We start from the raw sequence: 26070 nt of genomic DNA, 5'->3' as shown, positions 1-26070 counted from the left end.
TCGCATCGCCCAACAGCCTGGTGTGTGTTGGGCCTTAATGCGATTAGGAATCAAGTAGAGCTCGGACGATGCCGCCGAGCTCTTGAGAAACGTGGCCGGAAGCCCGGGGATGCAGCGGTGTGCTTGAGTTAGGCGTAGGTGGTGTTGACCTTCTCCACGAGGGTGAGCACGTCATAGGTCGCCACAATCTCATCGTTCTGGTTGTAGAGCACGGCATCCCAGCAGACCTCGCCGTAATCATCCGTCACGCGCGGGGTGATGCGCTTGGCGGTGAGCTCCACGCGGATGGAGTCATCGTAGGTCACCGGGGTGATAAAGCGCAGGTTCTCCAGGCCGTAGTTGGCCAGCACCGGGCCCGGGGCGGGTTCCACGAACAGGCCCGCGGCCCAGGAGACCAGCAGGTAGCCGTGGGCCACGCGGCGGGGGAAGAAGGGGTTGGCCGTGGCGGCCTCCTCATCGGTGTGCGCGTAGAAGGTATCCCCGGTGGTGTTGGCAAAGGCGGTGATGTCCTCCAGCGAGACCTTGCGTAGCTCGGAGGCGAATTGATCACCAATGCGCAGGGTTGCTAGGTCCTTGCGGAAGGGGTGGGTGCCGCGGCCGGCTTCAACATCGGCGCGGGTGACGCGCTGTACGGCGGCGCCGCGGTGCCACTGGCCGATGATGGCGGTGAGGTGATCCGGGGTGCCTTGCACGGCGGTGCGCTGCATGTAGTGCTTGATGCCACGCACGCCGCCGAGCTCCTCACCACCGCCGGCGCGGCCCGGGCCGCCGTGCACCAGGTGGGGCAGGGGAGAGCCGTGGCCGGTGGAGGTCTTGGCGTCGTCGCGGTCCAGGAAGTGGAGGCGGCCGTGGTGGGCGGCGATGCCCAGGGCGTAGTCGCGGGCGAGGTCGCCGTCGTGGGTGATGACGGAGGCCACGAGGGAGCCAGCGCCCAGGGCGGCGAGCTCAACGGCCTCAGCGGGGGAGTCGTAGCCCAGGAAGGAGACCACGGGGCCGAAGGCCTCGGTGGAGTGGACGGCCTCCGCGCGGTTATCGGCAAAGCGCAGGATGGTGGGGGAGAAGAAGGCACCCTCGAGCTCCTCGCCGCCGTAGACCACCTCGCCGCCGGCGGCCTTGAGCTTCTCAACTGCCTCCGCGACGTCCTTGCGCTGGTCCACCGAGACCAGCGGGCCCATGGTGGCGTTCTCATCGCGTGGATCGCCCACGACCACCTTGTCCTTCAGACGCGCGGAGAGGGCGGCGATGGCGGGCTCCACGAGCTGGTTGGGAACGATTGCGCGGCGGATGGCGGTGCACTTCTGGCCGGCCTTGGAGGTCATCTCGTTGAAGACGGCCTTGACAAAGGCCTCGAACTCGGGGGAGTCCTCGGTGACGTCCGTGCCCAGGATGGCGGCGTTGAGGGAGTCTGCCTCGGAGCTGAACTGCACACCACCCTCGATGACGTTGCGGTGGTTGCGCAGCGCGTGGGCGGTGGCCGCCGAGCCGGTGAAGGTTACGTGATCGCGGTAGTCCAGGTAATCCAGCAGGTCGCGGGCGGAGCCGGAGATGAGCTGGAGGCTGCCCTCGGGCAGGATGCCGGAGTCAATCATGAGGCGCACGCAGGCCTCGGTGACGTAGCCGGTGGGGGTGGCGGGCTTGACGATGGACGGCACGCCGGCGATGAAGGCCGGGGCGAACTTCTCCAGCATGCCCCACACCGGGAAGTTGAAGGCGTTGATCTGCACGGCCACGCCGGGGATGGAGGTGTAGATGTGGCGGCCGAGGAAGGAGCCGTCCTTGGCAAAGACCTCCGGTTCGCCGTCGGGCATGACGGTGGCATTGGGCATCTCGCGGCGGCCCTTGGAGGAGAAGGTGAACATGGTGGAGATGCCGCCGTCGACGTCGACGAAGTTATCGCGCTTGTTGGCGCCGGCCTTATGCGCCAGCTGGTTGAGTTCATCGCGGTGATCCTGCAGGTAGAGGGCCAGCTGCTTGAGCTTGAGGGCGCGCTCGTGGAAGGTGAGCTCTTGTAGCCCTGCGCGCCCGGTGGTGCGGGCGTAGTCGATGGCGCCGGCGATGTCGAGGCCCTCAGCGCTGACTAGGGCTACGAGCTCGCCGGTGGAGGAATCGTGGACCTCGGTTACGCGGGTAGGGTTCTCGGGAGTGACCCACTGGCCGGAGAGGTAGCTGGGGACGAGGGCGTCGGTCATAGGGTGTTACCTTTCGCACGTTGCTGAACGGTTGGTCAGTAAATACAGGCTAGTATAGTCTGCGTCACATTTCTAGAGGAAAGAAGCGGAGGCGACAATGGAAGAGGCAACGCAACCCGAGGTGTGGAGCATCCAGCTGGGGGAGTTGGATAAGAAGATGGGCGTGCAGGTCATCGAGGAATCCGCCGAGCGCGTGGTGGCCACCATGCCCGTGGAGGGCAACACCCAGTCCTTCGGCCTGCTGCACGGCGGGGCCATGGCCTGCCTGGCCGAGGCCGTGGGCAGCTGGGCGGCCGTCATCCACGCCTCCACGCTGGGAAAAGTGGCCGTCGGGGTGGACATCAACGCCACCCACCACGCCTCCGGGCGCGCGGGCCTGGTTACTGCCACCGCCACGGCCATCAAGCTGGGCAAAACCCTGTGCAGCCACGAGATCGTGATCACCGACGAGGCCGGCACGAGGCTGTGCACGGCCCGCATCACCAACGCCCTCGTGGAGCGTTAGTACAGCGCTCATGGAGCCGCGCGCCGTCGCGGATCCGCCAGAAACAGGGTGGTGTAAAGAAGGCGTAAAGATTCCGTGCGCGGGTGTAAAGATGCCGCAAAGAACGAGTAGCCCAGGCACTTCGCAGACCTAACTTTTAACACGGCAGGTGTTGCTCACACCGGCGCCCGGTGCGCGAGCACCGTGGCACAGCTTCCGTTTTATTCACGTTAAAAGGGGGTCTCACCCACATGTTGGACGTAGTTGTCATTGTGGTCGTGCTTCTCACTCTCGGCATTCCCTCCGCCGTCAATGAAGTCATGGGTGGTGACGCGTAACCATGTCCACCACCACAGCAGTCATCGGCCTCGTCATCGTGGCGGCGCTGGTGATCTACCTTGTCATCTCTCTCATTGACCCGGAGCGCTTCGCATGATGGCGGCCATCGTGGCGGCGGCGCCACAGTATCTTGCTCTCGTCGCCCTGCTGGCCATTGCCTTCGTCCCCCTCGGCAACTGGATGGCCCGCAGCTACACTTCAGATAAAGACTGGGCCGTAGAAAAGGCCGTCTACACCGTGCTGCGCGTGGACCCGAACCGCGGGCACAACTCCAAGAATTACACCCGCGCGCTGCTCGGCTTCAGCGTGGCCTCCGTGCTGGTGCTCTATGCCATCCAGCGCCTGCAGACGGTGCTGCCCAGCTTCGGCAACGCCCGCGAGGAGGCCGTCGAGCCGTGGATGGCCTTCAACACCGCGGCCTCCTTTACCTCCAACACCAACTGGCAGTCCTACTCCGGTGAGGAAGCGCTGACCAACGCCACCCAGATGCTGGGCCTGACGGTGCAGAACTTCGCCTCCGCCGCCGTGGGCATGTCCGTGGCCGTAGCCCTCATCCGCGGCATCGGCCACCTGGGCTACGGCCGCGACAAGCTGGCCACCGAGTCCGGCCAGAGCCTCATCGGTAACTTCTGGGTGGATCTCACCCGCAGCCTGGTGCGCATCCTACTGCCCCTGTCCGTGGTCATCTCCCTCGTGCTCGTCTTCGGCGGCACCATGCAGACCTTCGGCTCCAACCTGGTCAGCGCCCACGGCGTGGATATTTCCCGCGCGCCCGTGGCCAGCCAGGAGGCCATCAAGCTGCTGGGCACCAACGGCGGCGGCATCTTCGGTGCCAACTCCGCGCACCCCTTTGAGAACCCCACCGGCTTCACCAACCTCGTGGAGATCTTCTCCCTGCTGGTCATCTCCTTCTGCTTCATCCGCACCTACGGCGTGATGCTCAACAACCACAAGCAGGCCTGGACGCTGCTCGGCGTGGCCGGCGGCATCTGGACCATCATGGTCATCCTCGTCACTTGGGCACAGAACACCCTGGTGGGCGGGGCGGCCACCGCGGCCGGCGCCAACATGGAGGGCATCGAGCAGCGCTTTGGCATCAACGCCTCCGCCCTCTTCGCCGTCTCCACCACGGGTACCTCCACGGGCGCGGTGGACTCGATGCACGATAGCTACTCCCCGCTGGGCGGTGGCCTGCTCATCCTCAACATGCTGCTCGGTGAGATCGCCCCGGGCGGCGTGGGCACCGGCCTCTACGGCCTGCTCATCGTGGCCATCCTCTCGGTGTTCATTGGCGGACTGCTCGTGGGGCGTACCCCGGAGTTCATGGGCAACAAGATCGGCCGCAAGGAGATCTCCGCGGTCAGCCTCTACATCCTCATCATGCCGGTGCTCGTGCTGGTGGGCGTGGGCGCCTCGGTGGCGCAGAACAAGCTGGTGGAGGCCTCAGCAACCAACTTCGGCGCGCCGGGCACGGCGGATAACGCCCACGCCCTCTCCGAAGTGCTCTACGCCTTTACCTCCGCGGCCAACAACAACGGCTCCGCCTTCGCCGGCCTGACCGTCACCGAGCCTTGGTGGCAGATCTCCCTGGGCATCGCCATGCTGCTGGGCCGCTTCCTGCCCATCGTCTTTGCCCTTTACCTGGCCGGTAGCCTGGCGGGCCAGCGCCGGCAGGCCACCACCGCGGGCAGCTTGCCGACGTCCGGCGTGACCTTCGCGCTGCTTACCATCGGCGTCATCCTGCTTGTCGCCGCACTGACCTTCTTCCCCGTCCTGACCTTGGGTCCGATCTCGGAGGCACTATCATGACATCCCCCACCACCACCCAGCCTTCCCAGCCTGACAAGGCCACCCGCGCACACAGCGGTGGTTCCGGTAGTACCAACTCCGGCCTGGCCGCCGCGGCTTTAAGACAGCTGCCGCGCAAGATGTCGCCGGTGGCCCAGGCGCGCAACCCCGTGATGTTCGTCGTGTGGGTCGGCGCGGCCCTGACCACCCTCTGGTCCCTGGTCAACCCCAGCGTCTACTCCTGGGTGATCACGCTGTGGCTGTGGTTCACCATCGCCTTTGCTGCCTTCGCCGAGGCCTTCGCGGAAGGCCGCGGCAAGGCCCAGGCCGATAGCCTGCGCGCGGTGCGTGATGACGCCACCGCCAACCTCGTGGGCACAGACGGCAGCATCACCGTCATCCCGGCCTCCGAGCTGACCCGCGGTGCACTCGTGCGCGTCGAGGCGGGGGAGACCATTCCCGGCGACGGCGACGTCATCGAGGGCGCGGCCACCGTGGACGAGTCCGCCATCACCGGCGAGTCCGCCCCCGTGGTCCGCGAGGCCGGCGGCGACCGCTGCGCGGTGACCGGCGGTACGGTGGTGCTCTCCGATTCCATCCTGGTGCAGATCACCTCCGAGCCTGGCTCCACCTTCGTCGACACGATGATCGCCCTGGTGGAGGGTGCGGAGCGCCGCAAGACCCCCAACGAGATTGCGCTGAGCATCCTGTTGTCCACCCTGACCATCCTCTTTCTCATCGCGGTGACCGCCCTGGCCCCGATGGGTATCTTCACCGGCGCGGAGCTGGATCCGCTTTCGCTCATCGCGCTGCTGGTCTGCCTCATCCCCACCACCATCGCCGCCCTGCTTTCCGCAGTGGGTATCGCGGGCATGAACCGCCTGGTGCACCACAATGTGCTGGCCACCTCCGGCCGCGCGGTGGAGGCTGCGGGTGACGTCGCCACCCTGCTGCTGGATAAGACCGGCACCATTACCTACGGCAACCGCCAGGCCACCGGGCTCATCGTGGCCCAGGGCGAGGATGAGCAGGAGGCAGCCCGCATCGCGCGCGTCGCTTCGGTGGCGGACGAGACCCCGGAGGGCCGCTCCATCGTTGCCTGGCTCACGGAGACATACGGGCTGGACACTACGGTCAGCGAGGAGGAAAAGACCGCCGAGGTCATCCCGTTTAGCGCCTCCACCCGTATGTCCGGCCTGGACATCGGCGGGCGCAAGCTGCGCAAGGGTGCCGGTGATGCCGTGCGCCGCTGGGTCACCGAGACCGGCGGCCAGTGGCCGCAGGAGATCGAGGAGTCCATCACCCAGATTGCCCAGGAGGGCGGCACCCCGCTGCCCGTCGCGGTGGAGGATTCCGCGGGAAACCGCAAGGTTATCGCGGTGGTGCGCCTAAGTGACGTCGTCAAGCCGGGCATGGCCGAGCGCTTCGCTGAGCTGCGCCAGATGGGCATCAAGACGGTGATGGTCACCGGCGATAACCCGCTGACCGCCGCAGCGATTGCCCAGGAGGCCGGCGTGGATGACTACATCGCCGAGGCCACCCCGGAGGACAAGCTGGCCCGCATCAGGGAGGAGCAGTCCCAGGGCCGCATGGTGGCCATGACCGGCGATGGCACCAACGACGCCCCGGCGCTGGCACAGGCGGATGTCGGCGTGGCCATGAACACCGGCACCTCCGCGGCCAAGGAGGCCGCCAACATGGTGGATCTGGATTCGGATCCCACCAAGCTGATCGACGTCGTGCGCATCGGCAAACAGCTGCTCATCACCCGCGGCGCGCTGACCACCTTCTCCCTGGCCAATGACCTGGCCAAGTACTTCGCCATCCTGCCGGCGCTGTTTTCCACCCAGCTGCCGCACCTGGAAGCGCTCAACGTGATGAACCTGCACTCCCCGCAGTCCGCGATTGTCTCCGCGGTGGTCTTCAACGCGCTCATCATCATCGCCCTCATCCCGCTGGCGCTTAAGGGTGTCAGCTACAAGCCGGCGGGGGCCTCCTCCCTGCTGCGCCGCAACCTGGGCATCTGGGGCCTGGGCGGCGTGATCACCCCGTTCATCGGCATCTGGCTCATCGATCAGGTCGTCTCGCTGCTGCCGGGGCTCTAGGCAGACCCAGACAGAAGAAAACCAGCAGAAGACACCAACAGAAGAGACCAACAGAAGACAGTCAAGGACTCAAAGGAAAGAACAATGCGCGTCTACATGCGAAACCTCGCCGCCGGCTTCGTCGCCGTGCTGCTGTGCACCCTGGCGCTGGGCCTGCTCTACCCGGTGGCCATCTGGGGGGTATCCCGCGCCACGGCGGATTCCGCCGACGGCAACCTCATCCACAACGGCGAGTGCCTCGTGGGCTCCACCCAGATCCAGGACGGGCTCACCGAGGGCCCCTACTTCTTCGCCCGCGCCGAGGGCATGAGCAACTACGGCGCCTCCAGCTCCGAGCTGGAAAAGGCCATCCACCAGCGCCGGGGAGAGATTGCCCAGCGCGAGGGGGTTAGCCCCGAGGCCGTGCCTGCCGACGCCCTCACCGGCTCCGGCTCCGGCGTGGACTCCGGCATCAGCCCCGCCTACGCCGAGCTGCAGGCCCCGCGCGTGGCCCGCGAGCAGGGCATCAGCGTCGAGGAGGTGCGCCAGCTCATTGCGGAGAACACCGAGCACGCCAGCCTGGGCTTCCTGGGCCAGGACGCGGTGAACGTCACCACGCTCAATATGTCCCTGCCCACGCCAACGCCCTGCGCCTAAAATGAGTAACCCATGAGTGAGAAGACCCCGCCCACCCCACGCTCCAAGCGCGGCAGCCTGAAGATCTACCTGGGTGCTGCGCCGGGCGCGGGCAAGACCTGCGCCATGCTGGGGGAGGCGCACAACCTGGCGCGCGCCGGCAAGGACGTGGTGGTGGGCATCGTGGAGGATCACGGCCGCGAGTACACCCGCACCCTGTGTGAGGGTCTGGAGGTCATCCCTCGACGCCCCGTGCCCGGCATGGCGGCAGGGGAGCTCGACACCGCCGCGGTGATCGCGCGCCGCCCGCAGATTGTGCTGGTGGATGAGTTCGCCCACTCCAACCCGCGCGATGAAGAACATGCCAAGCGCTGGGAGGACGTAGAGGAGATCCTGGATGCCGGCATCGACGTCATCTCCACCCTCAACATCCAGCACCTGGAGAGCCTCAACGACGTGATCAAGCAGATCACCGGCATAGCACCACAGGAGACGGTGCCCGATGAGGTGGTCCGCGCCGCCGAGGAGATCGAGCTGGTGGACGTCTCCCCGCAGCTGCTGCGCACCCGGCTGTCCGACGGGCAGGTTTACCGCGAGGAGCGCATCGGTCCGGCGCTGGGCAACTACTTCCGGGTGGGCAACCTCACCGCCCTGCGCGAGCTGGCCCTGCTGTGGCTGGCGGATCAGGTGGATGAGGCGCTCATCACCTACCGCGTGGAGCAGGAAATCACCGATACCTGGGAGGCTCGCGAGCGCGTGGTGGTGGCCATCCAGAACGTGGCCCACGCCGAGCTGCTCATCCGCCGCGGCCGGCGCATCGCCACCAAGTCCTCCGCCGAGCTGCACGTGGTGCACGTGGTTTTTGGTGATTCCTTTGCCTCCGGCTCCTCCTCGGTGGCCGGCTCTGCCCAGCAGCTGGCCAAACTGCAGGCCCTGGCCCAGGACGTGGGCGCGCGCCTGCACCAGGTCACCGGTGATTCCGTGCCGGAGGCCCTACTCAACTTCGCGCGCAGCGTCAACGCCACCCAGCTGGTGCTCGGTGTCTCCCCGCGCCGCCGCTGTGGGCTGCACTGGCACGGCACGGTGGCTGAGGTCGTGCTGCGTGACTCCGGCAAGATCGACTGCCACATTGTCAACCTCCCGCCGGATAAGCCCCTGCCCTTCTCCCAGCTGCTGCACCCCTTCCGGCCGCTGCCGCAGCGCGCTCTGGCCTGGGGCGGCTCCGCCCTGGGCTTTGTGGGCGTGACTGCCTTCCTCATGGAGATGGACGGCCCGCACCTGGGCACCGGAACCACCTCCGCCTTCTACTTCGCGCTCATCCTCCTGGTCAGCCTCTTCGGCGGCCTGTGGCCCGCGGTGGCGGTGGCGGTGGCCTCCGGGCTGGCGGTGAACTGGTTCTTTACTGAGCCACTGCACACCTTCGACATCGCTGAGCCGGCCAACGCCATTGTGCTGGTGGTCATGGTGGCCATCGCCCTGGCGGTGGGCATTCTGGTGCGCCGGGCCAAGATCGAGCGCCGCAACGCCTCTATCGCCGCCCGCGACGCCGAGCTGCTCACCGTGTTTTCCCGCGCCGCGCTTAACCGCCGCGCCGATTCCTCGCCCACCGATACTGTCATGCGCAAGGTGGGGGAGGCCTTCAGCTGCTACAAGGCTGAGCTTTACGACGCCGACGGGATCCTCCTGGCCTCCTGGGGCACCGGCGCGAGCCAGCACGGCGCCGAGGGCAACGCAACAGAAAACAAAGCACCAGTGAACGCCACCAGAAAGAAGGTGGTGGAGACCGTCGTGGCCAGCGAAGATGCCACCGTGCAGCTGGTCCTCGAGGGCCCAGCCCTCTCCGCGCGGGATCGCGGCCTGGTGGCGGTGGTCGCCGGCTACCTGGCGGGCATTGTGCGCCGCGAGCGCCTGGCCGCTGAGGCCGCCCGCGCCGGGGCCATCGCCGCCGCCGACGAGCTGCGCCGCGCGCTGCTCTCCAGTGTGAGCCACGATCTGCGCACCCCGCTGGCCACCGCGAAGCTGGCGGTCTCCTCCCTGCGCAACAAGGAGATCGAGTTCAGCCCGGAGGATCAGGAGATGCTCCTGGCGGAGACCGCCGCCAGCATTGAGGAGCTCACCGGACTGGTGACCAACCTGCTGGACTACTCGCGCCTGAGCGCCGGGGCCATCACCGCGCGCCGGGAGACCGTGGACATCTCGGAGGTGGCCAACCGGGCCATTGCCTCCTGCGCCTTCGGACACAGCCCGGAGGAAATCGGCCGCATCCGGCTGGATCCCAGCCTGCGTGGGATAAGCTGCTGCGCTGACAACACGCTCATGGAGCGCGTGCTGGCCAACCTCTTTGATAACGCCCTGCGCTACGCGCCGGAGGGGGAGGTCACGCTCAGCGCGGCGCTCAGCGGCGAGCGCGTGGAGCTAGCCGTCTCCGACGAGGGGCCGGGCATCCCGGCCGATAAGCGCGAGGAGCTCTTCCAGGCCTTCCAGCGCCTGGGGGATACGAGCAATGACAACGGCGTGGGCCTGGGCCTATCCGTTGTGCACGGCTTCGTGGAGGCCATGGGCGGTAGCATCACGGTGGAGGCCACCCCGGGCGCCACCTTTATCTTGAGCCTCCCGGCATCGGATGCAGCGACAGCGCACGCGCCGCAGCGCGGAGATGACCACCGGGCGAGAACCAACCGGGAGAGGAAGAACGAAGACAATGACTAGCACAAAGATCAGCATCGCCATCATCGACGATGATCCCCGCCTGCTTAATGCCTTGAGCATCAACTTCAAGGCGCGCGGCTACGAGGTGCACCCGGCGGCCACCGGCACCGACGGCCTCACGGTGGTCTCCCAGCAGCAGCCCGACGTGGTGATCCTGGACATGGGCCTGCCGGACATGGACGGCACCGTGGTGCTGGAGGGCATCCGCGGGTGGTCCTCGGTGCCGGTCATCATCCTCACGGCGCGTTCCGATCCGCTCTTTAGCGCCTCGGCCCTGGACCGCGGCGCTGACGATTACGTGACCAAGCCCTTCTCCATGGAGGAGCTGCTCGCGCGCGTGCGCGTGGCCCTGCGCCACGGCGGCCCGCAGCGCGCGGCCCTGCGCCCGGAGAACACCGTGGTGCGCGCGGGTGACGTGGTCATCGACGTTCCCCGCCACACCATCACCAAGGCAGGCGAGCCTTTGCACCTGACGCCGACGGAGTGGGGCGTGCTCACCACGCTGTTGCGCGCCCAGGGCGGGCTGGTGCGCAAGGAGGATCTGCTCTCTGAGATCTGGGGCCCCGGCTTCGAGGGCCAGGGCCACTACCTGCGCATCTACACCTCACAGCTGCGCCGCAAGCTGGAGGATGACCCCGCCAACCCCGTCATGCTGCTCACGGAGTCCGGGCTGGGCTATCGCTTTGTCATCCCGGAGCCGGCGGAGGACGAAGTTACGAGGACTAAGTTACTCAGAGCGCTAGTTACGGTAACTAGTTACTCGGAGTAGTCGTAGAAGCCCTTGCCGGACTTGCGGCCCAGCTCGCCGCGGGCAACCATATCGCGCATGAGCTGCGGCGGGGCAAAGCGCTCGCCCAGCTGGGATTCCAGGTACTCCGCGATGCCCAAGCGCACATCGAGGCCCACGATGTCGGTGAGCTCCAGCGGGCCGATGGGGAACTTGTAGCCCAGCACCATGGCGTTGTCGATGTCGCGCGGGGAGGCCACGCCTTCTTCCACCATGCGGATGGCCTCCAGGGCGATGGCCACACCCAGGCGGGAGGAGGCAAAGCCCGGGGCGTCCTTGACCACCACGGCGGTCTTGCCCAGGCCCTCGACCCAGCCCTTGGCGGTATCCACCAGCGCATCCGGGGTGGACTCCGCCACCACGACCTCCACCAGCTTGGAGGCCGGAACCGGGTTGAAAAAGTGCAGGCCGATGACGTCGTTGGGAATGGACTCCGCCAGCTGGGAGACAGACAGCGAGGAGGTATTGGTGGCCACGATGGCCTCCGGAGCGGCCTCGGCGATGGAGCGGAAGGCGTTGACCTTGAGATCCATGGACTCCGGAACGGCCTCGACCACCAGCTCGGCACCGGCGAAGGCGGAGGCGTTCGTGGCAAAGCTCAGGCGCTCGTCCCAGGACTCGAAGGTGCCCTCCGCACCGCGATCCAACGAGCCGCGGATGGCCTTGTGCACGCGCTCGCGGGCGGCAGCCACGGCGTCGTCGTTGATGTCCACTACGGTCACGGTGGCGCCGGAGGCGAGGAAGGCGTGTGCGATGCCCGCGCCCATGCGGCCGCCGCCGAGGACGCCGACCTTGGCAGGTACCTGCAGTGCTGAGGTCATGTGGGTGTTCTCCTTGTGATGCTGTCAGTGCTTGGTGCTGTGAGTGTGGTTCTATTTCTTGCGGTCCAGGAAGGCCTGCATGCGGTCGAACTTGGCCGGGGACTCAAAGAGCACGGCCTGCGCGATGTTATCCACCGCCGGGTGGGCGGCGGCAGGCATATCGATGAGCTGCTTGGTCAGGCGCACTGCCAGCGGATCCTGCTGGGCAATGCGCTCGGCCAGGGCCACCGCGCCCTCCAGGAGGGCGTCGGGCTCGTGCAGCTCGCTCACCAGGTGATGAGCCAGTGCTTCCTCACCGTTAAGGATGCGCCCGGCCAGCAGGATCTCCTTGGCCAGCGGGGTGCCCACGCACTCCTTGAGGCGCCAGGTGGCCCCGGCGGCAGCGGCGATGCCCAGCCCTGCCTCCGGCTGGCCGAACTTGGCGTACTGGGTGGCCACGCGGAAGTCTGCGGCCAGGGCCAGCTCCAGCCCGCCGCCTAGGGCGTAGCCGTCGATGGCGGCGATCACCGGCGAGGGCAGCTGAGCAATGCGGTGGAAGATGCCGGAGTTGATGCCGCGTAGGGCGACGTCACGCCGGCGCTCACGCAGCTGGGCAATGTCCGCGCCGGAGGCGAAGATGCCGCGCGGGCCCTTGGAGGTCTCCACCGTGGTACCGGTAATGACAAGAATTCGCGGCTCGCGCTCCAGCCGAGCGCAGAGATCGTGCAGCTCGGAGACCATCTGCTCGTCAATGGCGTTGCGCACCGCCGGGCGGTTGAGCTTGGCAATGAGCACCTCGCCGCGCTCGATGAGCTCGATGGCTTGAGCCTGGGATTCGTTCTGTGCTGTCATTTAGACCCTCTCAATCGCAATCGCGGTGCCTTGGCCCACGCCCACGCACATGGTGGCGATGCCGCGGCTGAGGTTATCCGTCTCCAGGCGGTTGAGCAGCGTGAGCGTGATGCGCGAGCCGGAGGAGCCCAGCGGGTGGCCCAGGGCGATGGCGCCGCCCCAGGTGTTGACCTTCTCCTCGTCCAGGCCGAGCTCGCGGATGCAGGCGATGGACTGGGTGGCAAAGGCCTCGTTGAGCTCGATGGCGTCCACGCTGTCCAGCTCCCAGCCGGCGCGCTCGAGCACCTGGCGAGTGGCCGGGATGGGGCCGGTGCCCATGATCTCCGGCTTAACGCCGCGTGCGGAGTTGGCCACTACGCGGGCACGCGCCGTGAGGCCGTGCTTCTCCAGGGCCTCCTCGGAGGCAACGATGATGCAGGAAGCGCCGTCGTTGAGCGAGGAAGCATTGCCCGCCGTGGTCACCTCGCCCAGGGAGGTCACCGGGCGCAGCTTGGCCAGGACCTCCATGGTGGTGCCGGGGCGCGGGCCCTCGTCCGTATCCACCACGGTGACGTTGCCCTTGCGGTCGGTGACCTCCACGGGGACGATCTCGCGGGCGAACTTGCCGGCCTCGATGGCGGCCAGCGCGCGCTTTTGGGAACGCACCGCGAAGGAATCGGCCTCCTCGCGGGTAATGCCAAAAACGTTGGCCACTTCCTCGGCGGTTTCCGGCATGGAGTAGGTCATCTTCTCCTGCTCGGTGAACTTGGGGTTGGCAAAGCGCCAGCCGATGGAGGTGTCAAAAACCGCGCCGGGCTTGGCAAAGGGCTTGGCGGGCTTTTCCATGACCCAGGGCGCGCGGGACATGGACTCCACGCCGCCGGCGACCACGATATCGGCCTGGCCGGATTCCACCAGGGCGGTGGCCAGGGCAATGGAGGACATGCCGGAGGCACACAGGCGGTTGACGGTAATACCCGGAACGGTGTCCGGGAAGCCGGCCAGCAGCCAGGCCATGCGGGCGACGTTGCGGTTTTCCTCGCCGGCGCCGTTGGCGTTGCCGATGATGACCTCATCCACCGCGGCCGGATCCAGCCCGGCCTCCCCGACGGTCTTCTTGATGGCGGTGGCGATGAGATCATCGGGGCGCACCGAGGACAGCGCGCCGCCGTAGCGGCCCACGGGGGTGCGGAATCCGGATACCAGGTATGCAGTCATGGGTTTCCTTCTGCTTTCTGTGCTTCGTTCTGTGCTGTGCTCTTGGCGCTGTGGCGGTGGTTGTGGGAACCGGCGTTTACTTGCCGCGGAAGACTGGTGGGCGCTTCTCGTTGAAGGCGGCAAAGCCCTCGTAGTAGTCCTCGGTATCGCAGAGCGTGCCCTGGGCAATGTTCTCCTGCTCCACGCTGTCCCACAGGCCGGTGCCGTTATCGCGGATATCGTGGACCAGCGCGCGGCTGGCCAGGAAGGCCTGGGTGGCGCCCTGCGCTGCACGCCGGGCCTTGTCCCGGGTGAACTCCAGCAGCTCCTCGGCCGGCAGCGCGCGGGAGAAGAGCCCCGAAGCCACCGCCTCAGCCCCAGAGATGAACTCGCCGGTGATGATGAGATCCATCGCCCGGTGGGTGCCCAGGCGCTCAACAAAGAGCGAGTGCCCGCCGGAATCCAGGGTGGCGCCCAGGTTGGCAAAGGGGGAGCCGAACTTGGCGTTCTCTGCCACGTAGACCACGTCGCAGGCCAGCGCCAGGCCCAGGCCCACGCCCAGGCACGCGCCGTGCACGGAGGCGAAGGTCGGCGCCGGGAAGTTATCAATCTTCTTGAGCACCGGGGTGACCACGCCAGCCAGGTAGGCGGTGGCGTCATCCTCCCGGGGGTTGAGGCCCTTGATGTTGCGCCCGGCGCTAAAGCCCTTGCCCTCACCGCGCAGGATGAGCGCGCGGGGTTCGGCCGCGGCGGCGGAGTCGAGGGCGCTGGAAAGCTCGGCGAGGTCCTCCTCCGCCAGGGAGTTGAGCGTTGCGGGATTGTTGAGGACCAGTTCTGCCACGCCGGTCTCGGCGTTGATGTGCAGATCGATCATGTCGGTGGTGCTCCTTTGCCTAGGCGTCGGGGTGCTGGGTACTTAAACGTCGAAATCGAGGATGATCTTCGGGGTTTTCGGGTGGGACTGGCAGGTCAGGATGTAGCCGGCCTCGACTTCCTCGGCTTCCAGGGCGTAGTTCTCATCCATCTCTACTTCGCCCTCCACCAGCTTGGCGCGGCAGGTGCCGCACACGCCGCCGGCGCAGGCAAAGGGGACGTCGGAGCGCACGCGCAGGGCCGCGTTGAGCAGGGACTCGTTGGCGGAGACGGGGGACTCCACCGAGCCGGAGAGGCCGTCGAGCTGGAAGTTGATGGAGACGTTGTCACCCTCCGGATCTGCCTCCACGTGGCGGCCGGCCTGGGCCTGGTTACCGGTGGGCTTGCCGGTGGTGAAGAGCTCGTAGCGAACCTTGTCCTCGCCCACCTCGCGCTCGCGCAACTCGTCACGGATGAGCTGAACCAGCTCGAAGGGGCCACACAGGAACCACTCGTCCACATCCTCGCTGCGCACCACGTTATCCAGTAGGGTCTGCAGCTTCTCGGCGTCGATGCGGCCGGAGAAGAGCGGGTTGACGCGCTGCTCGCGGGAGAGCACGTGGTGGACCGCAAAGCGGGTGGGGTACTTGTCCTTGAGGTCGCCGATTTCCTCGGCGAACATGACGTCCCCGCCGCCCTTGTTGGCAAAGATGAGCTCGAAGGTGGTGTCCGGGGACTCGCTGAGGATGGTCTGGGCAATCGCCATAATCGGCGTGATGCCGGAGCCGGCGGCGATGGCCACCAGGTGTGGGTTCTCCAGCTTCTCAATCTCCTCGCGCACGGCCTCCGGGTTGTTGAGGCCGGTGACGTGGGTCTTGGACACGAAGGCACCCTGCGGGTTCATCACGTCGATGGTCTGGCCCGGCTCGAGGGTGTCGTTGGCCCAAGTGGAGAAGATGCCGCCGCGGTCGCGCTTGATGGCCACGCGGATCACGCCGTCGCGCGGCACGTCGCAGATGGAATAGGAGCGCCGCAGCTCCTGGCCGTCAATGGTGGCGCGCAGGGCCACGTACTGGCCGGGGACGTAGTCATAATCGGCCTGCAGCTCGGCGGGCACGGCGAAGGAGACCTCGACGGCGTCGTCAGTCAGCTTGCGCACCGCGGAGACCGTCAGGGTGTTGAACGTGGCCTTCTTCTTAGCGGGAGCGGTGGTGGACTCTGCGGTGTTGGAATCTGTGGTAGTGGTTTGTGGGGCGGTCATTAGTGCACCTTGAAGTAGTCGAAGGGTTCCAGGCAGTCCTCGCAGTTGTACAAAGCCTTGCAGGAGGTGGAACCAAATTGGGCAAGCTTACGGGTGCGGCGGGAGCCGCAGTGGGGGCATTCGATGGCCGGCGGCGGGGCCAGAGTCAGCGGGATGGGGCCCTCGGGCGTGGCGCGCGTGGTGCCGGTGGGCGGGGCGATGCCGTAGTCCTTGAGCTTCTGGCGGCCCAGCTCCGTCATCCAGTCCGTGGTCCACGCCGGGGAGAGCACCAGGTCCACCCGCACCTCCTCGTAACCGGCGGCCTCCAGGGCGCGGGTGACGTCGGTGGTGATGTGCTCCATGGCCGGGCAGCCGGAGTAGGTGGGAGTAATCGTCACCACGGCGGTGGAGCCGTCCAGGCGGGCACCCCGCAAAATGCCCAGATCAGCGATGGAGATGACGGGGATCTCAGGATCCGGGACCTCCGCGGCGATGTCCCACACGTGGGCGTCGGCAGCCTCGGCGGGCCGCAACGGGTGGGACTTATCGGTGATGGACACGGGTGCTCTCCTTAACTCTGTGGCGCTGTGGCGCTGTGACTCTGTGGCGCTGTGACTCGTGAGCCCGGCCTACCAGGTCGCGCCGGGGTGCTGGCGGGCCAGCGATTGCATTTCGGCGAGGATGAAGCCGCGGTACTCGGAGAAGCGGCCGGTGCGCTGGCCGGAGCGGGCCTGCTTGACCTCGGGCACGGCCAGGCCGGCTTTGTCCAGCACATAGGCGATGCGCTCGTCGAAGGCCGCGCGCAGGCTCGACGGCGCCACGGCGATGCCCTCGGCGGCGAGCTTCTCGTGGATGGGTAGATCCTCAAAGAGCTCATCCAGGTAGGGCCACATGTAGTACAGGCCGGCCTCGATGCGGCGCTTGGACTCCTCGGTGCCCAGGCCCAGGCGCAGGACCCACTGGTTGGCGTGGTCGACGTGGTACTCGACCTCCTTGATGGCCTTGGCGGCGATCGCAGCCAGGGTCTCGTCCGTGGACTCCAACAGGGCGGTGTAGAGGCCGTACTGGTAGTAGGAGAAGAGCAGCTGGCGGGCGATGGTTTGGCCAAAGTCGCCGTTTTCCTGTTCCACGAGGCGGCAGGAGCGGAACTCCTCCTCGTCGCGGAAGTAGGCCAGGTCATCCTCGGTCTTGCCCCAGGCGGTTCCCGCGTAGGTGAGCAGGAAGCGGGCGTGGCCGATGAGATCGAGGGCGATGTTGGCCAGGGCGATGTCTTCTTCCATCTCCGGGGCGCGGGAGATCCACCAGCCCAGGCGCTGGGCCAGGATGAGGGCGTCGTCGCCCAGCATCATGGCGTAAGTAGCAACGTCCTCGCTGGCCTTGGCGCCGGAGGCGGCGATGTCCTCTGCGGTAATGCCGTTTCCCTGCGACTGCTTGGTCGCGGAGTCGGCAGAAGCGAATCCACTCACAGGTGCGGCACTCCTTCAGACTTGTCGTAGTAGGTGGCGTGGCGGTAGCTCTTGCCCTGCGGGGACTCGAAGAATCCGCCCTTGGAGTCGGGGTCGGAGGCGGAGATAGCCTCGCTGGGCACAACCCACACGGAGGTTCCCTCGTTGCGGCGGGTGTAGAGATCGCGCGCGTTGCGCAGCGCCATGGTGGCATCCGGGGCGTGCAGGGATCCGGCGTGAACGTGGGAGAGGCCGCGGGAGGAGCGGACAAAGACCTCCCACATGGGCCAGTTGTTCTGAGACATGTGCGTGCCTTTCTTGAAAGCGGGGTTTAGGCGGTCAGCTTGGAGTCGATGGAGTGATGCTTCTCGGCGTAGGCAGCAGCGGCCTCGCGCACCCAGGCGCCGTCCGCATCTGCTTGGCGACGCCTCTGCATGCGCTGCACGTTGCACGGTCCCTCGCCCTTGATAACGGACTTGAACTCAGCCCAGTCCAGCTCACCAAAGTCGTAGTGGCCGCGCTCCTCGTTCCACTTGAGGTCCGGGTCCTCGAAGTGCAGGCCGAGTGCCTCGGCCTGGGGGACGATCATGTCGACGAAGCGCTGGCGCAGTTCGTCGTTGGAGAAGCGCTTGATCTTCCACTCCATGGACTGCTTGGAGTGCGGGGAGTCGGCGTCCGGCGGGCCGAACATCTGCAGGGCCGGGCCGTAGAAGCGGTTGATGGCTTCCTGGGCCATCTGCTTCTGCTCGGCGGTGCCGTGGGAGAGCTCGTAGAGGATCTCCCAGCCCTGGCGCTGGTGGAAGGACTCCTCCTTGCAGATGCGCACCATGGCGCGGCCATAGGGCGCGTAGGAGGCACGGCAGAGGGGGACCTGGTTGCAGATCGCGGCGCCGTCGACAAGCCAGCCGATGGCTCCGATGTCCGCCCAGGTGCGCGCCGGGTAGTTGAAGATGGAGGAGTACTTCGCGGTGCCGTCGAGCAGCTGCTGGACCAGCTCGTCGCGCGGGGTGCCCAGGGTCTCGGCGGCGGAGTAGAGGTAGAGTCCGTGGCCGGCCTCGTCCTGCACCTTGGCCATGAGGATGGCCTTGCGCTTGAGGGAGGGGGCGCGGGTGATCCAGTTGGCCTCCGGCTGCATGCCGATGATTTCGGAGTGGGCGTGCTGGGAGATCTGGCGGGTCAGGGTCTTGCGGTAGGCGGCGGGCATCCAATCGGTGGGCTCGATGCGGGAGTCTTCCGCGATGAGCTCATCGAAGTGCTGCTGAGCCTGCGCCTCATCTTCTGGCGGGACGGCGGCCAGGGTGGCGTCGGATGAAGTCATGGGGGTGAAGGCCCTCTCTGCTGGGGATTGGGAAACAGTACTTACTGAATGGTTGGTCAGTATATGGGCGAGTGTGACCTATGTCAATAGTATGTGTGACCTGCAACCTATTTCTGGGTGCTCTGTGTGGCGCTGCGTTCTTGGTGCTGCGCTTTTGGAGCTGTGTCCTTGGCGCTACTTGGAGGCCGGCTTGGCGGGGATGACGCGGAAGGTGCCCCGGAACTCGGCAATCGGCTTGCCCTTCACGCTCAGTGCGACGTCCACCACGCCGTTGCGCCCCCAGGTCTGGCGGGTGATGCCCACGGCGTCGACCACGTCGCCGGCAAAGGCCGGGGCGATGTAGTGGATGGAGTTGTAGGCGGCCACGGCCACTTCGCCCGCGGCGTTGCAGGCGCCGGCGAAGATGGAATCGGCGAACATGTAGAGGTAGCCGCCCTGGGCGGTACCGTGGCCGTTGCACATGTAGGACTCCACGGTGAAGTGGCCCTCGCAGTGGCCCACCTCCAGCTTGGTAACGGTGGCGCCGATGGCCGCGGTGGCGTTATCGCCGGCGAACATCTCGCGCACGTGGGCAAACTCGGGGCCCTCGGCCACGCCGGGTGCGAGGATCTGGTGGGCGGGGTTCTGGTTCTCGGTGCTCATGGGGGAGTGCTCCTTGCAGGGGAATTGTTAAGACATCGTCGAGATGTCCGAAGGTGCAATTCCGCGGGGCGCCCGAGGGAACAAGGGTGTGGTGAGCACACAGTCTAACGGTCCGCGGCGGGCTCTGCTTGAATGGTTTGCGTGAGTGAACAGAAAAGTGCCGTGAATTCAGTGAGCCGGGGCCGCCCGGGATATTCCCGCGAGGATGTCATTCGCGTGGCCGTGAAAGCCTTCACCGCCCGGGGCTACGACGCCACCAGCATGGGGCATGTGGCCAGCGAGCTGGGGATTTCCAAGTCTGCGCTCTACCACCACATCTCCTCCAAGGAGGAGATTCTGGAGCTGACGGTGGTCCAGGCGCTGGGCAAACTGGAGGCCGTGGTGGAGGAGATGCAGGCCGCGGAGATCGCGCCGGCGGAAAAGATCCGCGGGCTGCTGCGGGGCTCCATCGAGGTGCTGTGCGCGGACCCGAAGTCGGTGGCGCTGCTGCTGCGCCTGCGCGGGAACTCGGATGTGGAGCTGCGCGCGCTGGAGCGTCGCCGCGAGCTCACCCGCGCGGTCTCGGCCTTCATTCGCGCTGCTCAGGAGGATGGTTCCATCCGTGCGGATCTGGATGCCTCGCTGCTGACACGCATGATCTTCGGCACGATCAACTCGATCTCCGACTGGTACGAGCCGGGCGGGCGCCTGGGCCCGCAGGAGGTGGCCTCCGGGGTGGAGAGCGTCATCTTCTCCGGTATTGACTCGGCGCGTTAGGTGCCTGAAGGGGGTGTTGGACGGGCGCTCGGGGGAGCTCTGCCGGTGGGGGTAATGGGGGTGGGTGACCTATGGCGTTGCGGGTGGAAAGTGTGCTTTGCTTCAAAAAAGTTCCGAAGATGTGTTGTCCATCACTAGGGTGGTCTGTATTGTACGTCACAAGGCTTACCTGAACGACTGGTAAGTCAGTAACGCGAGGCGGCCCAGACCGGCTCGCGTTGACACTAGCTAACAGTTCCGTACAGCACTTTCGAGGGACACAAGGGTGTGGACCTTCAACAGTCCCCCGAACCGAAAGGCAAGTAGACGTGACCGCAACGTTTGACATTTTCTCCGACCACCTCGGCCCCCAGATGGGAATCGAATACGCTTCCCGCGACGAGATCATCGCCCTGCAGACGCAGCGCGCCAAGAACGAGCTGCGCCACGCGTACTACAACGTTCCCCACTACCGCCGCGCATTCGACGCCAAGGGTGTCCACCCGGATGACTTCAAGGAACTGGCAGACTTTGCCAACTTCCCCTTCACCGACAAGGAGACCCTGCGCTCCGAGTACCCCTTTGGCATGTTCGCCGTGGGTCAGAACCAGATCTCGCGCATCCACGCCTCCTCCGGCACCACCGGCCGCCCCACCGTGGTGGGCTACACCCAGAATGACGTGAAGATCTGGGCCGAGCTCGTCGCCCGCTCCCTGCGCGCCGGCGGCCTGCGCCCCAGCGACAAGGTCCAGATCACCTTCGGCTATGGCCTCTTCACCGGCGGCCTCGGCGCCCACTACGGCGTGGAGGCCCTGGGTGCTACCGCCATCCCCACCTCCGGCGGCCAGACCGAGCGCCAGATCCAGATCATGCAGGACTTCCAGCCGGACGCCATCCTGGGCACCCCGTCCTACGTGCTCAACCTGCTCGACCGCATGCGCAAGGAGGGCCTCGACCCGCGCGAGACCTCCCTGCGCGCCGGCGTCTTCGGCGCCGAGCCCTGGAGCGAGGGCATGCGCCGCGAGCTCGAAGAGGGCTTCGGCATCACCGCCACCGACATCTACGGCCTCTCCGAGGTCATGGGCCCCGGCGTGGCCCAGGAGTGCGTGGAGACCAAGGACGGCCTCACTGTCTGGGAGGATCACTTCTACCCGGAGATCATCGACCCCGATACCCTGCAGCCCGTCCCGGACGGCGAGTACGGCGAGCTGGTCATCTCCTCCCTGACCAAGGAGGCCTTCCCGATCATCCGCTACCGCACCCACGACATCACCCGCCTGCTGCCGGGCACTGCCCGCTCGATGCGCCGCATCGACCGCATCTCCGCCCGCAATGATGACATGATCATCCTGCGCGGCGTGAACTGCTTCCCCAGCCAGTTCGAGGAGATCATCACCGAGGATCACAACCTGCGCCCCCGCTACCAGTGCGTGCTCTCCAAGCGCGGCCGCATGGACCACCTCACCCTGCTGGTGGAGCACAAGCCGGACGCCACCACCGAGGAAATCGACACCTCCGCCGCTTGGCTGAAGAAGCAGATCAAGGAGCGCATCGGCGTCACCGTCGCCGTCGACATCCGCGATCACGTCGAGTCCGGTGAGGGCAAGGCCAAGCGCATCGTGGACAACCGCGATAAGTAAGCCGCCCGCACCACCCCTATTCCTCTCATCCCCCTTCATGTCCCCCTAACCTCATCTGATCCCCTATTCCTTACTGTGCTTCTGCACCCATAGAGAAAGATTCGCCCTATGTCTGCACCAGTCACCGATCGATCCCAACCCTCCCCTGGAATCACTGCTGAGCACAAGCGCGTGCTGGCCGGCTCCATGGTCGGTACCACCATCGAATGGTTCGATTTCTTCATCTACGCCCAGGCCGCAGGCCTCATCTTTGCCACGCAGTACTTCGATCCGGTGTCGAATGAGAGCGAATCCCTCGCGCAGATCATCTCGTGGGCATCCCTGGGCATCTCCTTCCTCTTCCGCCCGCTCGGCGCCATCCTGGCCGGCCACCTGGGTGACCGCCTGGGCCGCAAGCCGGTGCTGGTCATGACGCTCATTGGCATGGGCTTGGCGACGATGCTCATGGGCCTGCTCCCCAACTACGCCGCGATCGGCATGGCCGCTCCTATCCTCCTGGTTGCCCTGCGCATCCTGCAGGGGCTCTCGGCCGGCGGCGAGTGGGGCGGGGCGGCGATGCTCGCCGTCGAGCACGCCCCGCACGGCCGCCGCGGACTCTTCGGCGCCTTCCCGCAGGTGGGCGTGCCGCTGGGTATGTTCCTGGCCACCATCTTCATGCTCGTGCTCTCCGCGGTGCTCACCCCTGAGCAGTTCGTGGCCTGGGGCTGGCGCATCCCCTTCCTCTCCTCCGTGATTCTCATCGCGCTGGGCTACCTCATCCGCCGTGCGGTGGAGGAGTCCCCCGCCTTCGCGGAGATGGAGCAGCTCAAGGAGAAGTCCTCCGCGCCGCTGGCCGTGCTCTTCAAGGAGCACGCTGGCACCGTGTTTAAGTGCGCGCTCATCTTCGCCGGCAACAACGCGGTGGGCTACTTTGTCATCGCCTACTTCACCTCTTACGGCACCAAGGTGGTGGGTTACACCCGCCCGCAGGCGCTGGCCGTGGCGCTGGTGGCCTCGGTGGGCTGGTTCCTGGGCACGCTCTACTTTGGCCACTTCTCCGATAAGTTCGGCCGCAAGCGCACCTTCGCCCTGGGGTATGTGGTGCTCGCCGCCTACTCTGTCCCGGTCTTCCTGGCCGTGGACTCCGGCAACGTCAACATCTTCGGCGCGGCCGTGTGCCTGCTGGGCATCATCCTGGGTGCCACCTACGGCCCGCAGTCCGCGCTCTACGCCGAGATGTTCCCCATCCGCGTGCGCCTGTCCGGTGTGTCCATCGGCTACGCCTTCGGCTCTATCATCGGCGGCGCCTTTGCCCCCATGATTGCAGAGATGCTCTTTGGCAGGTTCCAGACTTCCATGGCTGTGGCCGCCTATGCCATTGTCATCTCCCTGGTTTCCCTTATCGGCGTGCTCATGGTGCCGAAGGGAATCCAGGACCGTGACCTCCACGTCTAGCAGGATTCTGATTATTTATCGTTGTCGCGGAGTGAAAACACGAGGCCTATGACGATCAGGCCAAAGATAGCAGTTGTCCATGTAGGCCATCCCCAAACGTTTGCCAGGAGCATTGCGACGGCGGCGATGGTGGCGAGGATCTTCTTGAGCATTGGGGCTCCTTCGGTTTCAGTACTTTATGTGGCGGTGAGCCTCTACCTGCCTCCAAATGATCGCTAGCCATTGGCTATCTTCTCATGCGGACAGGTAGGGGCCTTTGGTCGCTATTGGAAGCGGACTGACCGTGGAATCGCCGTGCCAGAAAAGTGGTGACCGATGAGTGACACGGCATCAAAGTCCATGGCAATTCCCCCTGGACACTGACCGTATGCAACGCCCAAAGTGGCGACAGCTTCTCGGAGGACCGGTATCGGAATCCAGATGCCGGCAACTGTTGCGGTGCTGCCAACACCATTGATTAGAGTTTTCGACATCAGCACGGTGACATAGGTGCCATGAAACTCGATTCCGGTGCGACCTTCATGGAATTCGGTCGAATAGGGAGTAAAGGATTCTCCTCCTTCGTAGAAGGTAATTACGTCGTCAGAAACCTCCATCTCAAAGGTTCCATTCTGCTCTGCGCTTTCGATCAAATGATTTGTTGCGGCTAGTGCGGACTCCACTCGTTGTGTTTCACCTTTCGAGAGCTTGCCCTTAGCCTCTGGCTCCAGTTTGAATCGCTCATTGTCGATTGAAATGTATTTTTCGGCCTTGGCTGTCAGGCTTGGCGACACAGAGACGGGCTGGATGGGTGTGGGCGCCTCGGATGCGGCGTTAGCTGTGGGCGAGAACAGAGCGGCGGCGGTAAAAACCGAAGCAGATGCTACCGCTGCTCTTCTGAGGGGGGCAAAATGATAGCGCATGAATCTCCTTATTAAAAGTAGGTAACTGCTGACCCTGTGTAGATTAATTCTCTTTGATGGGAATTTCTTCGCGAAATGAGGAACTGTGTACTTTCGTCTACATTTTGCGGCATTTCCGGGCAAAATAGTGAGTTTTTTGCTATGGCCGGATTTTTAGCACCGGGTTTCATTGGGCGATCTGTGTGGCTGCTGGGAAAGAAAAGCATTCAAACCACTACCTATAGGTCAGTAGATAGTCTAAAGTTAGGTCTCAAGCAACGCCTCTGGCGTGGCGTTTCCCGCGAAGAGAGATGCTCTATCTCATATATCGGAACGGGTTTTCTCACTGGGTTTGGCCGCCTGAGCGCGGCCTTCTACCGATTCAAAGGTGCTTCTCATGACCGAACACAGGACTATTCGCTCCACCCGCGATACCTTCAACACGCGCTTCGTGTTCCTCATGGCCGCCATCGGCTCCGCCGTCGGCCTGGGCAACATTTGGCGCTTCCCCTACGTCGCCTACGACAACGGCGGCGGCGCCTTCCTCGTTCCCTACATCGTGGCCCTGCTCACCGCGGGCATCCCGATCCTGTGGTTCGACCTCGCCATCGGCCACCGTTTCCGCGGCTCCGCCCCGCTGGCCTTCCGCCGCATCGATAGGCGCTGGGAGGGCATCGGCTGGTTCAAGGCCGGCGTGAACTTCTTCATCGCCATCTACTACGCGGCCATCATCGCGTGGTCGGCGCTCTACACCATCAAGTCCGTCAACCTGGCCTGGGGCGATGATCCCGGCACCTACTTCGGCGAGACCTTCCTCCAGTCTGATTCCTCGGCCACCTACTCCGCCCACTTTGTCTGGCCCATCCTCATCACCATGATCGCGGTGTGGATCGTGTGCATCCTCACGCTGGCCACGGACATCAATAAGGGTATCGGCAAGCTGACCTCCATCTTCCTGCCCGTGCTGGCCGTGATGTTCATCATCCTCGTCGTCCGTGCGCTCTTCCTGGACGGCTCCGTCGACGGCCTCAACGCCTTCTTTACCCCGGACTGGTCGGTGCTCAAGAGCCCGAGCGTGTGGATCGCCGCCTACGGCCAGATATTCTTCTCCCTCTCCGTGGGCTTCGGCATCATGATCACCTACGCCTCCTACCTCAAGCCGCGCACCAACCTCACCAACACCGGCCTGGTCACCGCCTTTGCTAACTCCTCCTTCGAGGTCCTCGCCGGCATCGGCGTCTTCGCCACCCTGGGCTACATGGCCGCCCAGCAGGGCGTGGCCGTGGACGAGGTCGTCTCCTCAGGCATCGGCCTGGCGTTTATCGCCTTCCCCACCATCATCAACCTCATGCCGCTGGGCGGGCTCTTCGGCATCCTCTTCTTCGGCTCCCTCTTCCTGGCGGGTGTGACCTCGCTGATTTCCATCATGGAGGTCGTGGTCTCCGCCGTGGCCGATAAGTTCGGTATCTCCCGCAAGGCCTCCGCGCTGGGCACCGGCGGCATCATGGCCGTGGTCTCTTGCCTGCTCTTTGCCACCTCCTCCGGCCTGGTCACCCTGGACATCATGGACAAGTTCACCAACAACATCGGCATCGTCTTTGGCGCCATCTGCGCGCTCGTCGTGGTGGGCTGGGTCACCGGCCGCCGCCGCGAGATCGAGCAGCACCTCAACGCGATTTCTTCCCTGCGCGTGGGCCCCGTCTGGCAGATCCTCACCTTCGTGGCCACCCCGGCGCTGCTGGTCTACTTCCTGGTCAATGAGATTGTCACCATCGTCCGCGAGGGCTACGAGGGCTACTCCGCAACGCAGATCGGCCTCTTCGGCTGGAGCGTGATGGGCCTTATCCTGCTGGCCAGCTTCATCATGCCGATGGTGCCCTTCGGCGGCAAGCACTACCTTGACGGCCTGGAGACCTCCGATTACGGCGTGCCCCGCGGCGGCCGCCCCGCTGGCACCCCGAACCCGCTGGCGGCGGGCGCCGCTGCCGCGTCTGGCGCGGCTCACACTGCCGCAGGCACAGCGCACACTGCCGCAGGCA

Annotated in this window: 24 protein-coding genes; 11 read left to right on the top strand and 13 right to left on the bottom strand. The window is 65.6% G+C overall.

Annotated features, from left to right (window positions below; genetic code table 11):
- Positions 1–128 precede the first annotated feature (128 nt).
- Positions 129–2189, bottom strand: coding sequence for a phenylacetic acid degradation bifunctional protein PaaZ (paaZ, locus tag Q4E25_RS08430; protein WP_303156330.1), 2061 nt, complete (start codon positions 2187–2189; stop codon positions 129–131).
- 97 nt (positions 2190–2286) lie between these two features.
- Here paaZ and Q4E25_RS08425 point away from each other — a divergent pair, with 97 nt between their 5' ends.
- The 7 genes from Q4E25_RS08425 to Q4E25_RS08395 all read left to right on the top strand — a co-directional run bounded on the left by Q4E25_RS08425 (position 2287) and on the right by Q4E25_RS08395 (position 10998).
- Positions 2287–2694, top strand: coding sequence for a PaaI family thioesterase (locus Q4E25_RS08425; RefSeq protein WP_303156329.1), 408 nt, complete (start codon positions 2287–2289; stop codon positions 2692–2694).
- Between the two features lie 319 nt (positions 2695–3013).
- Complete coding sequence (gene kdpF / locus Q4E25_RS08420; RefSeq protein ID WP_303156327.1) at positions 3014–3109, top strand: K(+)-transporting ATPase subunit F; 96 nt, start codon at positions 3014–3016, stop codon at positions 3107–3109.
- Complete coding sequence (gene kdpA / locus Q4E25_RS08415) at positions 3109–4821, top strand: potassium-transporting ATPase subunit KdpA (protein ID WP_303156359.1); 1713 nt, start codon at positions 3109–3111, stop codon at positions 4819–4821. The genes kdpF and kdpA overlap by 1 nt, the downstream gene beginning before the upstream one ends.
- The gene (gene kdpB, locus Q4E25_RS08410; protein ID WP_303156324.1) at positions 4818–6905 is read left to right on the top strand and encodes a potassium-transporting ATPase subunit KdpB; all 2088 of its coding nucleotides are present in this window, start codon (positions 4818–4820) and stop codon (positions 6903–6905) included. Before kdpA ends, kdpB begins: the two co-directional genes overlap by 4 nt.
- A gap of 84 nt (positions 6906–6989) precedes the next feature.
- Positions 6990–7541 carry a potassium-transporting ATPase subunit C gene (locus Q4E25_RS08405; protein ID WP_303156322.1) on the top strand — a complete coding sequence of 184 codons (552 nt, stop codon included), beginning with the start codon at positions 6990–6992 and terminating at the stop codon, positions 7539–7541.
- Between the two features lie 12 nt (positions 7542–7553).
- Entirely contained in the window at positions 7554–10229 is a 2676-nt protein-coding gene (locus tag Q4E25_RS08400) for an ATP-binding protein (protein WP_303156320.1), read from the top strand.
- Positions 10222–10998, top strand: coding sequence for a response regulator (locus Q4E25_RS08395; RefSeq protein ID WP_303156318.1), 777 nt, complete (start codon positions 10222–10224; stop codon positions 10996–10998). Before Q4E25_RS08400 ends, Q4E25_RS08395 begins: the two co-directional genes overlap by 8 nt.
- On the opposite strand, the gene Q4E25_RS08390 is transcribed toward Q4E25_RS08395, so the two are convergent.
- The 10 genes from Q4E25_RS08390 to Q4E25_RS08345 all read right to left on the bottom strand — a co-directional run bounded on the left by Q4E25_RS08390 (position 10986) and on the right by Q4E25_RS08345 (position 19341).
- Positions 10986–11837, bottom strand: coding sequence for a 3-hydroxyacyl-CoA dehydrogenase family protein (locus Q4E25_RS08390; RefSeq protein ID WP_303156316.1), 852 nt, complete (start codon positions 11835–11837; stop codon positions 10986–10988). The genes Q4E25_RS08395 and Q4E25_RS08390 overlap by 13 nt on opposite strands.
- A gap of 51 nt (positions 11838–11888) precedes the next feature.
- Positions 11889–12668 (bottom strand): enoyl-CoA hydratase/isomerase family protein, encoded by a 780-nt coding sequence (locus Q4E25_RS08385; RefSeq protein WP_303156314.1) that lies wholly within the window; start codon positions 12666–12668, stop codon positions 11889–11891.
- Positions 12669–13865, bottom strand: coding sequence for an acetyl-CoA C-acyltransferase (locus Q4E25_RS08380; protein ID WP_303156313.1), 1197 nt, complete (start codon positions 13863–13865; stop codon positions 12669–12671). It abuts the gene before it with no gap.
- A 76-nt stretch (positions 13866–13941) separates the two neighbouring features.
- Positions 13942–14718, bottom strand: a complete 777-nt coding sequence (locus Q4E25_RS08375; RefSeq protein WP_303156312.1) for an enoyl-CoA hydratase/isomerase family protein — start codon at positions 14716–14718, stop codon at positions 13942–13944.
- 42 nt (positions 14719–14760) lie between these two features.
- Positions 14761–15957, bottom strand: a complete 1197-nt coding sequence (gene paaE, locus Q4E25_RS08370; protein ID WP_303156311.1) for a 1,2-phenylacetyl-CoA epoxidase subunit PaaE — start codon at positions 15955–15957, stop codon at positions 14761–14763.
- Entirely contained in the window at positions 15957–16496 is a 540-nt protein-coding gene (gene paaD / locus Q4E25_RS08365; RefSeq protein WP_303156310.1) for a 1,2-phenylacetyl-CoA epoxidase subunit PaaD, read from the bottom strand. The genes paaE and paaD overlap by 1 nt, the downstream gene beginning before the upstream one ends.
- Positions 16497–16565: 69 nt before the next feature.
- Positions 16566–17402, bottom strand: a complete 837-nt coding sequence (gene paaC / locus Q4E25_RS08360) for a 1,2-phenylacetyl-CoA epoxidase subunit PaaC (RefSeq protein WP_303156308.1) — start codon at positions 17400–17402, stop codon at positions 16566–16568.
- Positions 17399–17686 carry a 1,2-phenylacetyl-CoA epoxidase subunit PaaB gene (gene paaB, locus Q4E25_RS08355; protein WP_303156306.1) on the bottom strand — a complete coding sequence of 96 codons (288 nt, stop codon included), beginning with the start codon at positions 17684–17686 and terminating at the stop codon, positions 17399–17401. The genes paaC and paaB overlap by 4 nt, the downstream gene beginning before the upstream one ends.
- 26 nt (positions 17687–17712) lie before the next feature.
- Positions 17713–18699: a 1,2-phenylacetyl-CoA epoxidase subunit PaaA gene (gene paaA / locus Q4E25_RS08350; protein ID WP_303156304.1), complete on the bottom strand. Its 987-nt coding sequence runs from the start codon at positions 18697–18699 to the stop codon at positions 17713–17715.
- A 174-nt stretch (positions 18700–18873) separates the two neighbouring features.
- Positions 18874–19341, bottom strand: a complete 468-nt coding sequence (locus tag Q4E25_RS08345; RefSeq protein ID WP_303156302.1) for a hotdog domain-containing protein — start codon at positions 19339–19341, stop codon at positions 18874–18876.
- 132 nt (positions 19342–19473) lie between these two features.
- On the opposite strand from Q4E25_RS08345, the gene Q4E25_RS08340 reads away from it, so the two are divergent.
- The 3 genes from Q4E25_RS08340 to Q4E25_RS08330 all read left to right on the top strand — a co-directional run bounded on the left by Q4E25_RS08340 (position 19474) and on the right by Q4E25_RS08330 (position 23150).
- The gene (locus tag Q4E25_RS08340; protein ID WP_303156300.1) at positions 19474–20097 is read left to right on the top strand and encodes a TetR/AcrR family transcriptional regulator; all 624 of its coding nucleotides are present in this window, start codon (positions 19474–19476) and stop codon (positions 20095–20097) included.
- A 308-nt stretch (positions 20098–20405) separates the two neighbouring features.
- Entirely contained in the window at positions 20406–21716 is a 1311-nt protein-coding gene (locus tag Q4E25_RS08335) for an AMP-binding protein (RefSeq protein WP_303156299.1), read from the top strand.
- Positions 21717–21824: 108 nt separating this feature from the next.
- Complete coding sequence (locus Q4E25_RS08330) at positions 21825–23150, top strand: MFS transporter (RefSeq protein WP_303156298.1); 1326 nt, start codon at positions 21825–21827, stop codon at positions 23148–23150.
- A gap of 11 nt (positions 23151–23161) precedes the next feature.
- On the opposite strand, the gene Q4E25_RS08325 is transcribed toward Q4E25_RS08330, so the two are convergent.
- On the bottom strand, positions 23162–23302 hold the full coding sequence (locus Q4E25_RS08325; RefSeq protein ID WP_303156297.1) for a hypothetical protein: 141 nt from the start codon (positions 23300–23302) through the stop codon (positions 23162–23164).
- A 111-nt stretch (positions 23303–23413) separates the two neighbouring features.
- Positions 23414–24052 carry a hypothetical protein gene (locus tag Q4E25_RS08320; protein WP_303156296.1) on the bottom strand — a complete coding sequence of 213 codons (639 nt, stop codon included), beginning with the start codon at positions 24050–24052 and terminating at the stop codon, positions 23414–23416.
- Positions 24053–24428: 376 nt separating this feature from the next.
- Here Q4E25_RS08320 and Q4E25_RS08315 point away from each other — a divergent pair.
- A partial coding sequence (locus tag Q4E25_RS08315) for a sodium-dependent transporter (RefSeq protein WP_303156294.1) occupies positions 24429–26070 on the top strand: 1642 nt, incomplete at its 3' end.

Source organism: Corynebacterium sp. (genome assembly GCF_030532325.1).
Lineage (GTDB): Bacteria > Actinomycetota > Actinomycetes > Mycobacteriales > Mycobacteriaceae > Corynebacterium.
This window is presented reverse-complemented; position numbering and strand designations above follow the sequence as displayed.

What these genes read in the sequence shown, in the direction of transcription:
- paaZ (WP_303156330.1), bottom strand. Translation starts at nt 2,189, where the DNA reads ATGACCGACGCCCTCGTCCCCAGCTACCTCTCCGGCCAGTGGGTCACT.
- Q4E25_RS08425 (WP_303156329.1), top strand. Translation starts at nt 2,287, where the DNA reads ATGGAAGAGGCAACGCAACCCGAGGTGTGGAGCATCCAGCTGGGGGAG.
- kdpF (WP_303156327.1), top strand. Translation starts at nt 3,014, where the DNA reads ATGTCCACCACCACAGCAGTCATCGGCCTCGTCATCGTGGCGGCGCTG.
- kdpA (WP_303156359.1), top strand. Translation starts at nt 3,109, where the DNA reads ATGGCGGCCATCGTGGCGGCGGCGCCACAGTATCTTGCTCTCGTCGCC.
- kdpB (WP_303156324.1), top strand. Translation starts at nt 4,818, where the DNA reads ATGACATCCCCCACCACCACCCAGCCTTCCCAGCCTGACAAGGCCACC.
- Q4E25_RS08405 (WP_303156322.1), top strand. Translation starts at nt 6,990, where the DNA reads ATGCGCGTCTACATGCGAAACCTCGCCGCCGGCTTCGTCGCCGTGCTG.
- Q4E25_RS08400 (WP_303156320.1), top strand. Translation starts at nt 7,554, where the DNA reads ATGAGTGAGAAGACCCCGCCCACCCCACGCTCCAAGCGCGGCAGCCTG.
- Q4E25_RS08395 (WP_303156318.1), top strand. Translation starts at nt 10,222, where the DNA reads ATGACTAGCACAAAGATCAGCATCGCCATCATCGACGATGATCCCCGC.
- Q4E25_RS08390 (WP_303156316.1), bottom strand. Translation starts at nt 11,837, where the DNA reads ATGACCTCAGCACTGCAGGTACCTGCCAAGGTCGGCGTCCTCGGCGGC.
- Q4E25_RS08385 (WP_303156314.1), bottom strand. Translation starts at nt 12,668, where the DNA reads ATGACAGCACAGAACGAATCCCAGGCTCAAGCCATCGAGCTCATCGAG.
- Q4E25_RS08380 (WP_303156313.1), bottom strand. Translation starts at nt 13,865, where the DNA reads ATGACTGCATACCTGGTATCCGGATTCCGCACCCCCGTGGGCCGCTAC.
- Q4E25_RS08375 (WP_303156312.1), bottom strand. Translation starts at nt 14,718, where the DNA reads ATGATCGATCTGCACATCAACGCCGAGACCGGCGTGGCAGAACTGGTC.
- paaE (WP_303156311.1), bottom strand. Translation starts at nt 15,957, where the DNA reads ATGACCGCCCCACAAACCACTACCACAGATTCCAACACCGCAGAGTCC.
- paaB (WP_303156306.1), bottom strand. Translation starts at nt 17,686, where the DNA reads ATGTCTCAGAACAACTGGCCCATGTGGGAGGTCTTTGTCCGCTCCTCC.
- paaA (WP_303156304.1), bottom strand. Translation starts at nt 18,699, where the DNA reads ATGACTTCATCCGACGCCACCCTGGCCGCCGTCCCGCCAGAAGATGAG.
- Q4E25_RS08345 (WP_303156302.1), bottom strand. Translation starts at nt 19,341, where the DNA reads ATGAGCACCGAGAACCAGAACCCCGCCCACCAGATCCTCGCACCCGGC.
- Q4E25_RS08340 (WP_303156300.1), top strand. Translation starts at nt 19,474, where the DNA reads ATGGTTTGCGTGAGTGAACAGAAAAGTGCCGTGAATTCAGTGAGCCGG.
- Q4E25_RS08330 (WP_303156298.1), top strand. Translation starts at nt 21,825, where the DNA reads ATGTCTGCACCAGTCACCGATCGATCCCAACCCTCCCCTGGAATCACT.
- Q4E25_RS08325 (WP_303156297.1), bottom strand. Translation starts at nt 23,302, where the DNA reads ATGCTCAAGAAGATCCTCGCCACCATCGCCGCCGTCGCAATGCTCCTG.
- Q4E25_RS08320 (WP_303156296.1), bottom strand. Translation starts at nt 24,052, where the DNA reads ATGCGCTATCATTTTGCCCCCCTCAGAAGAGCAGCGGTAGCATCTGCT.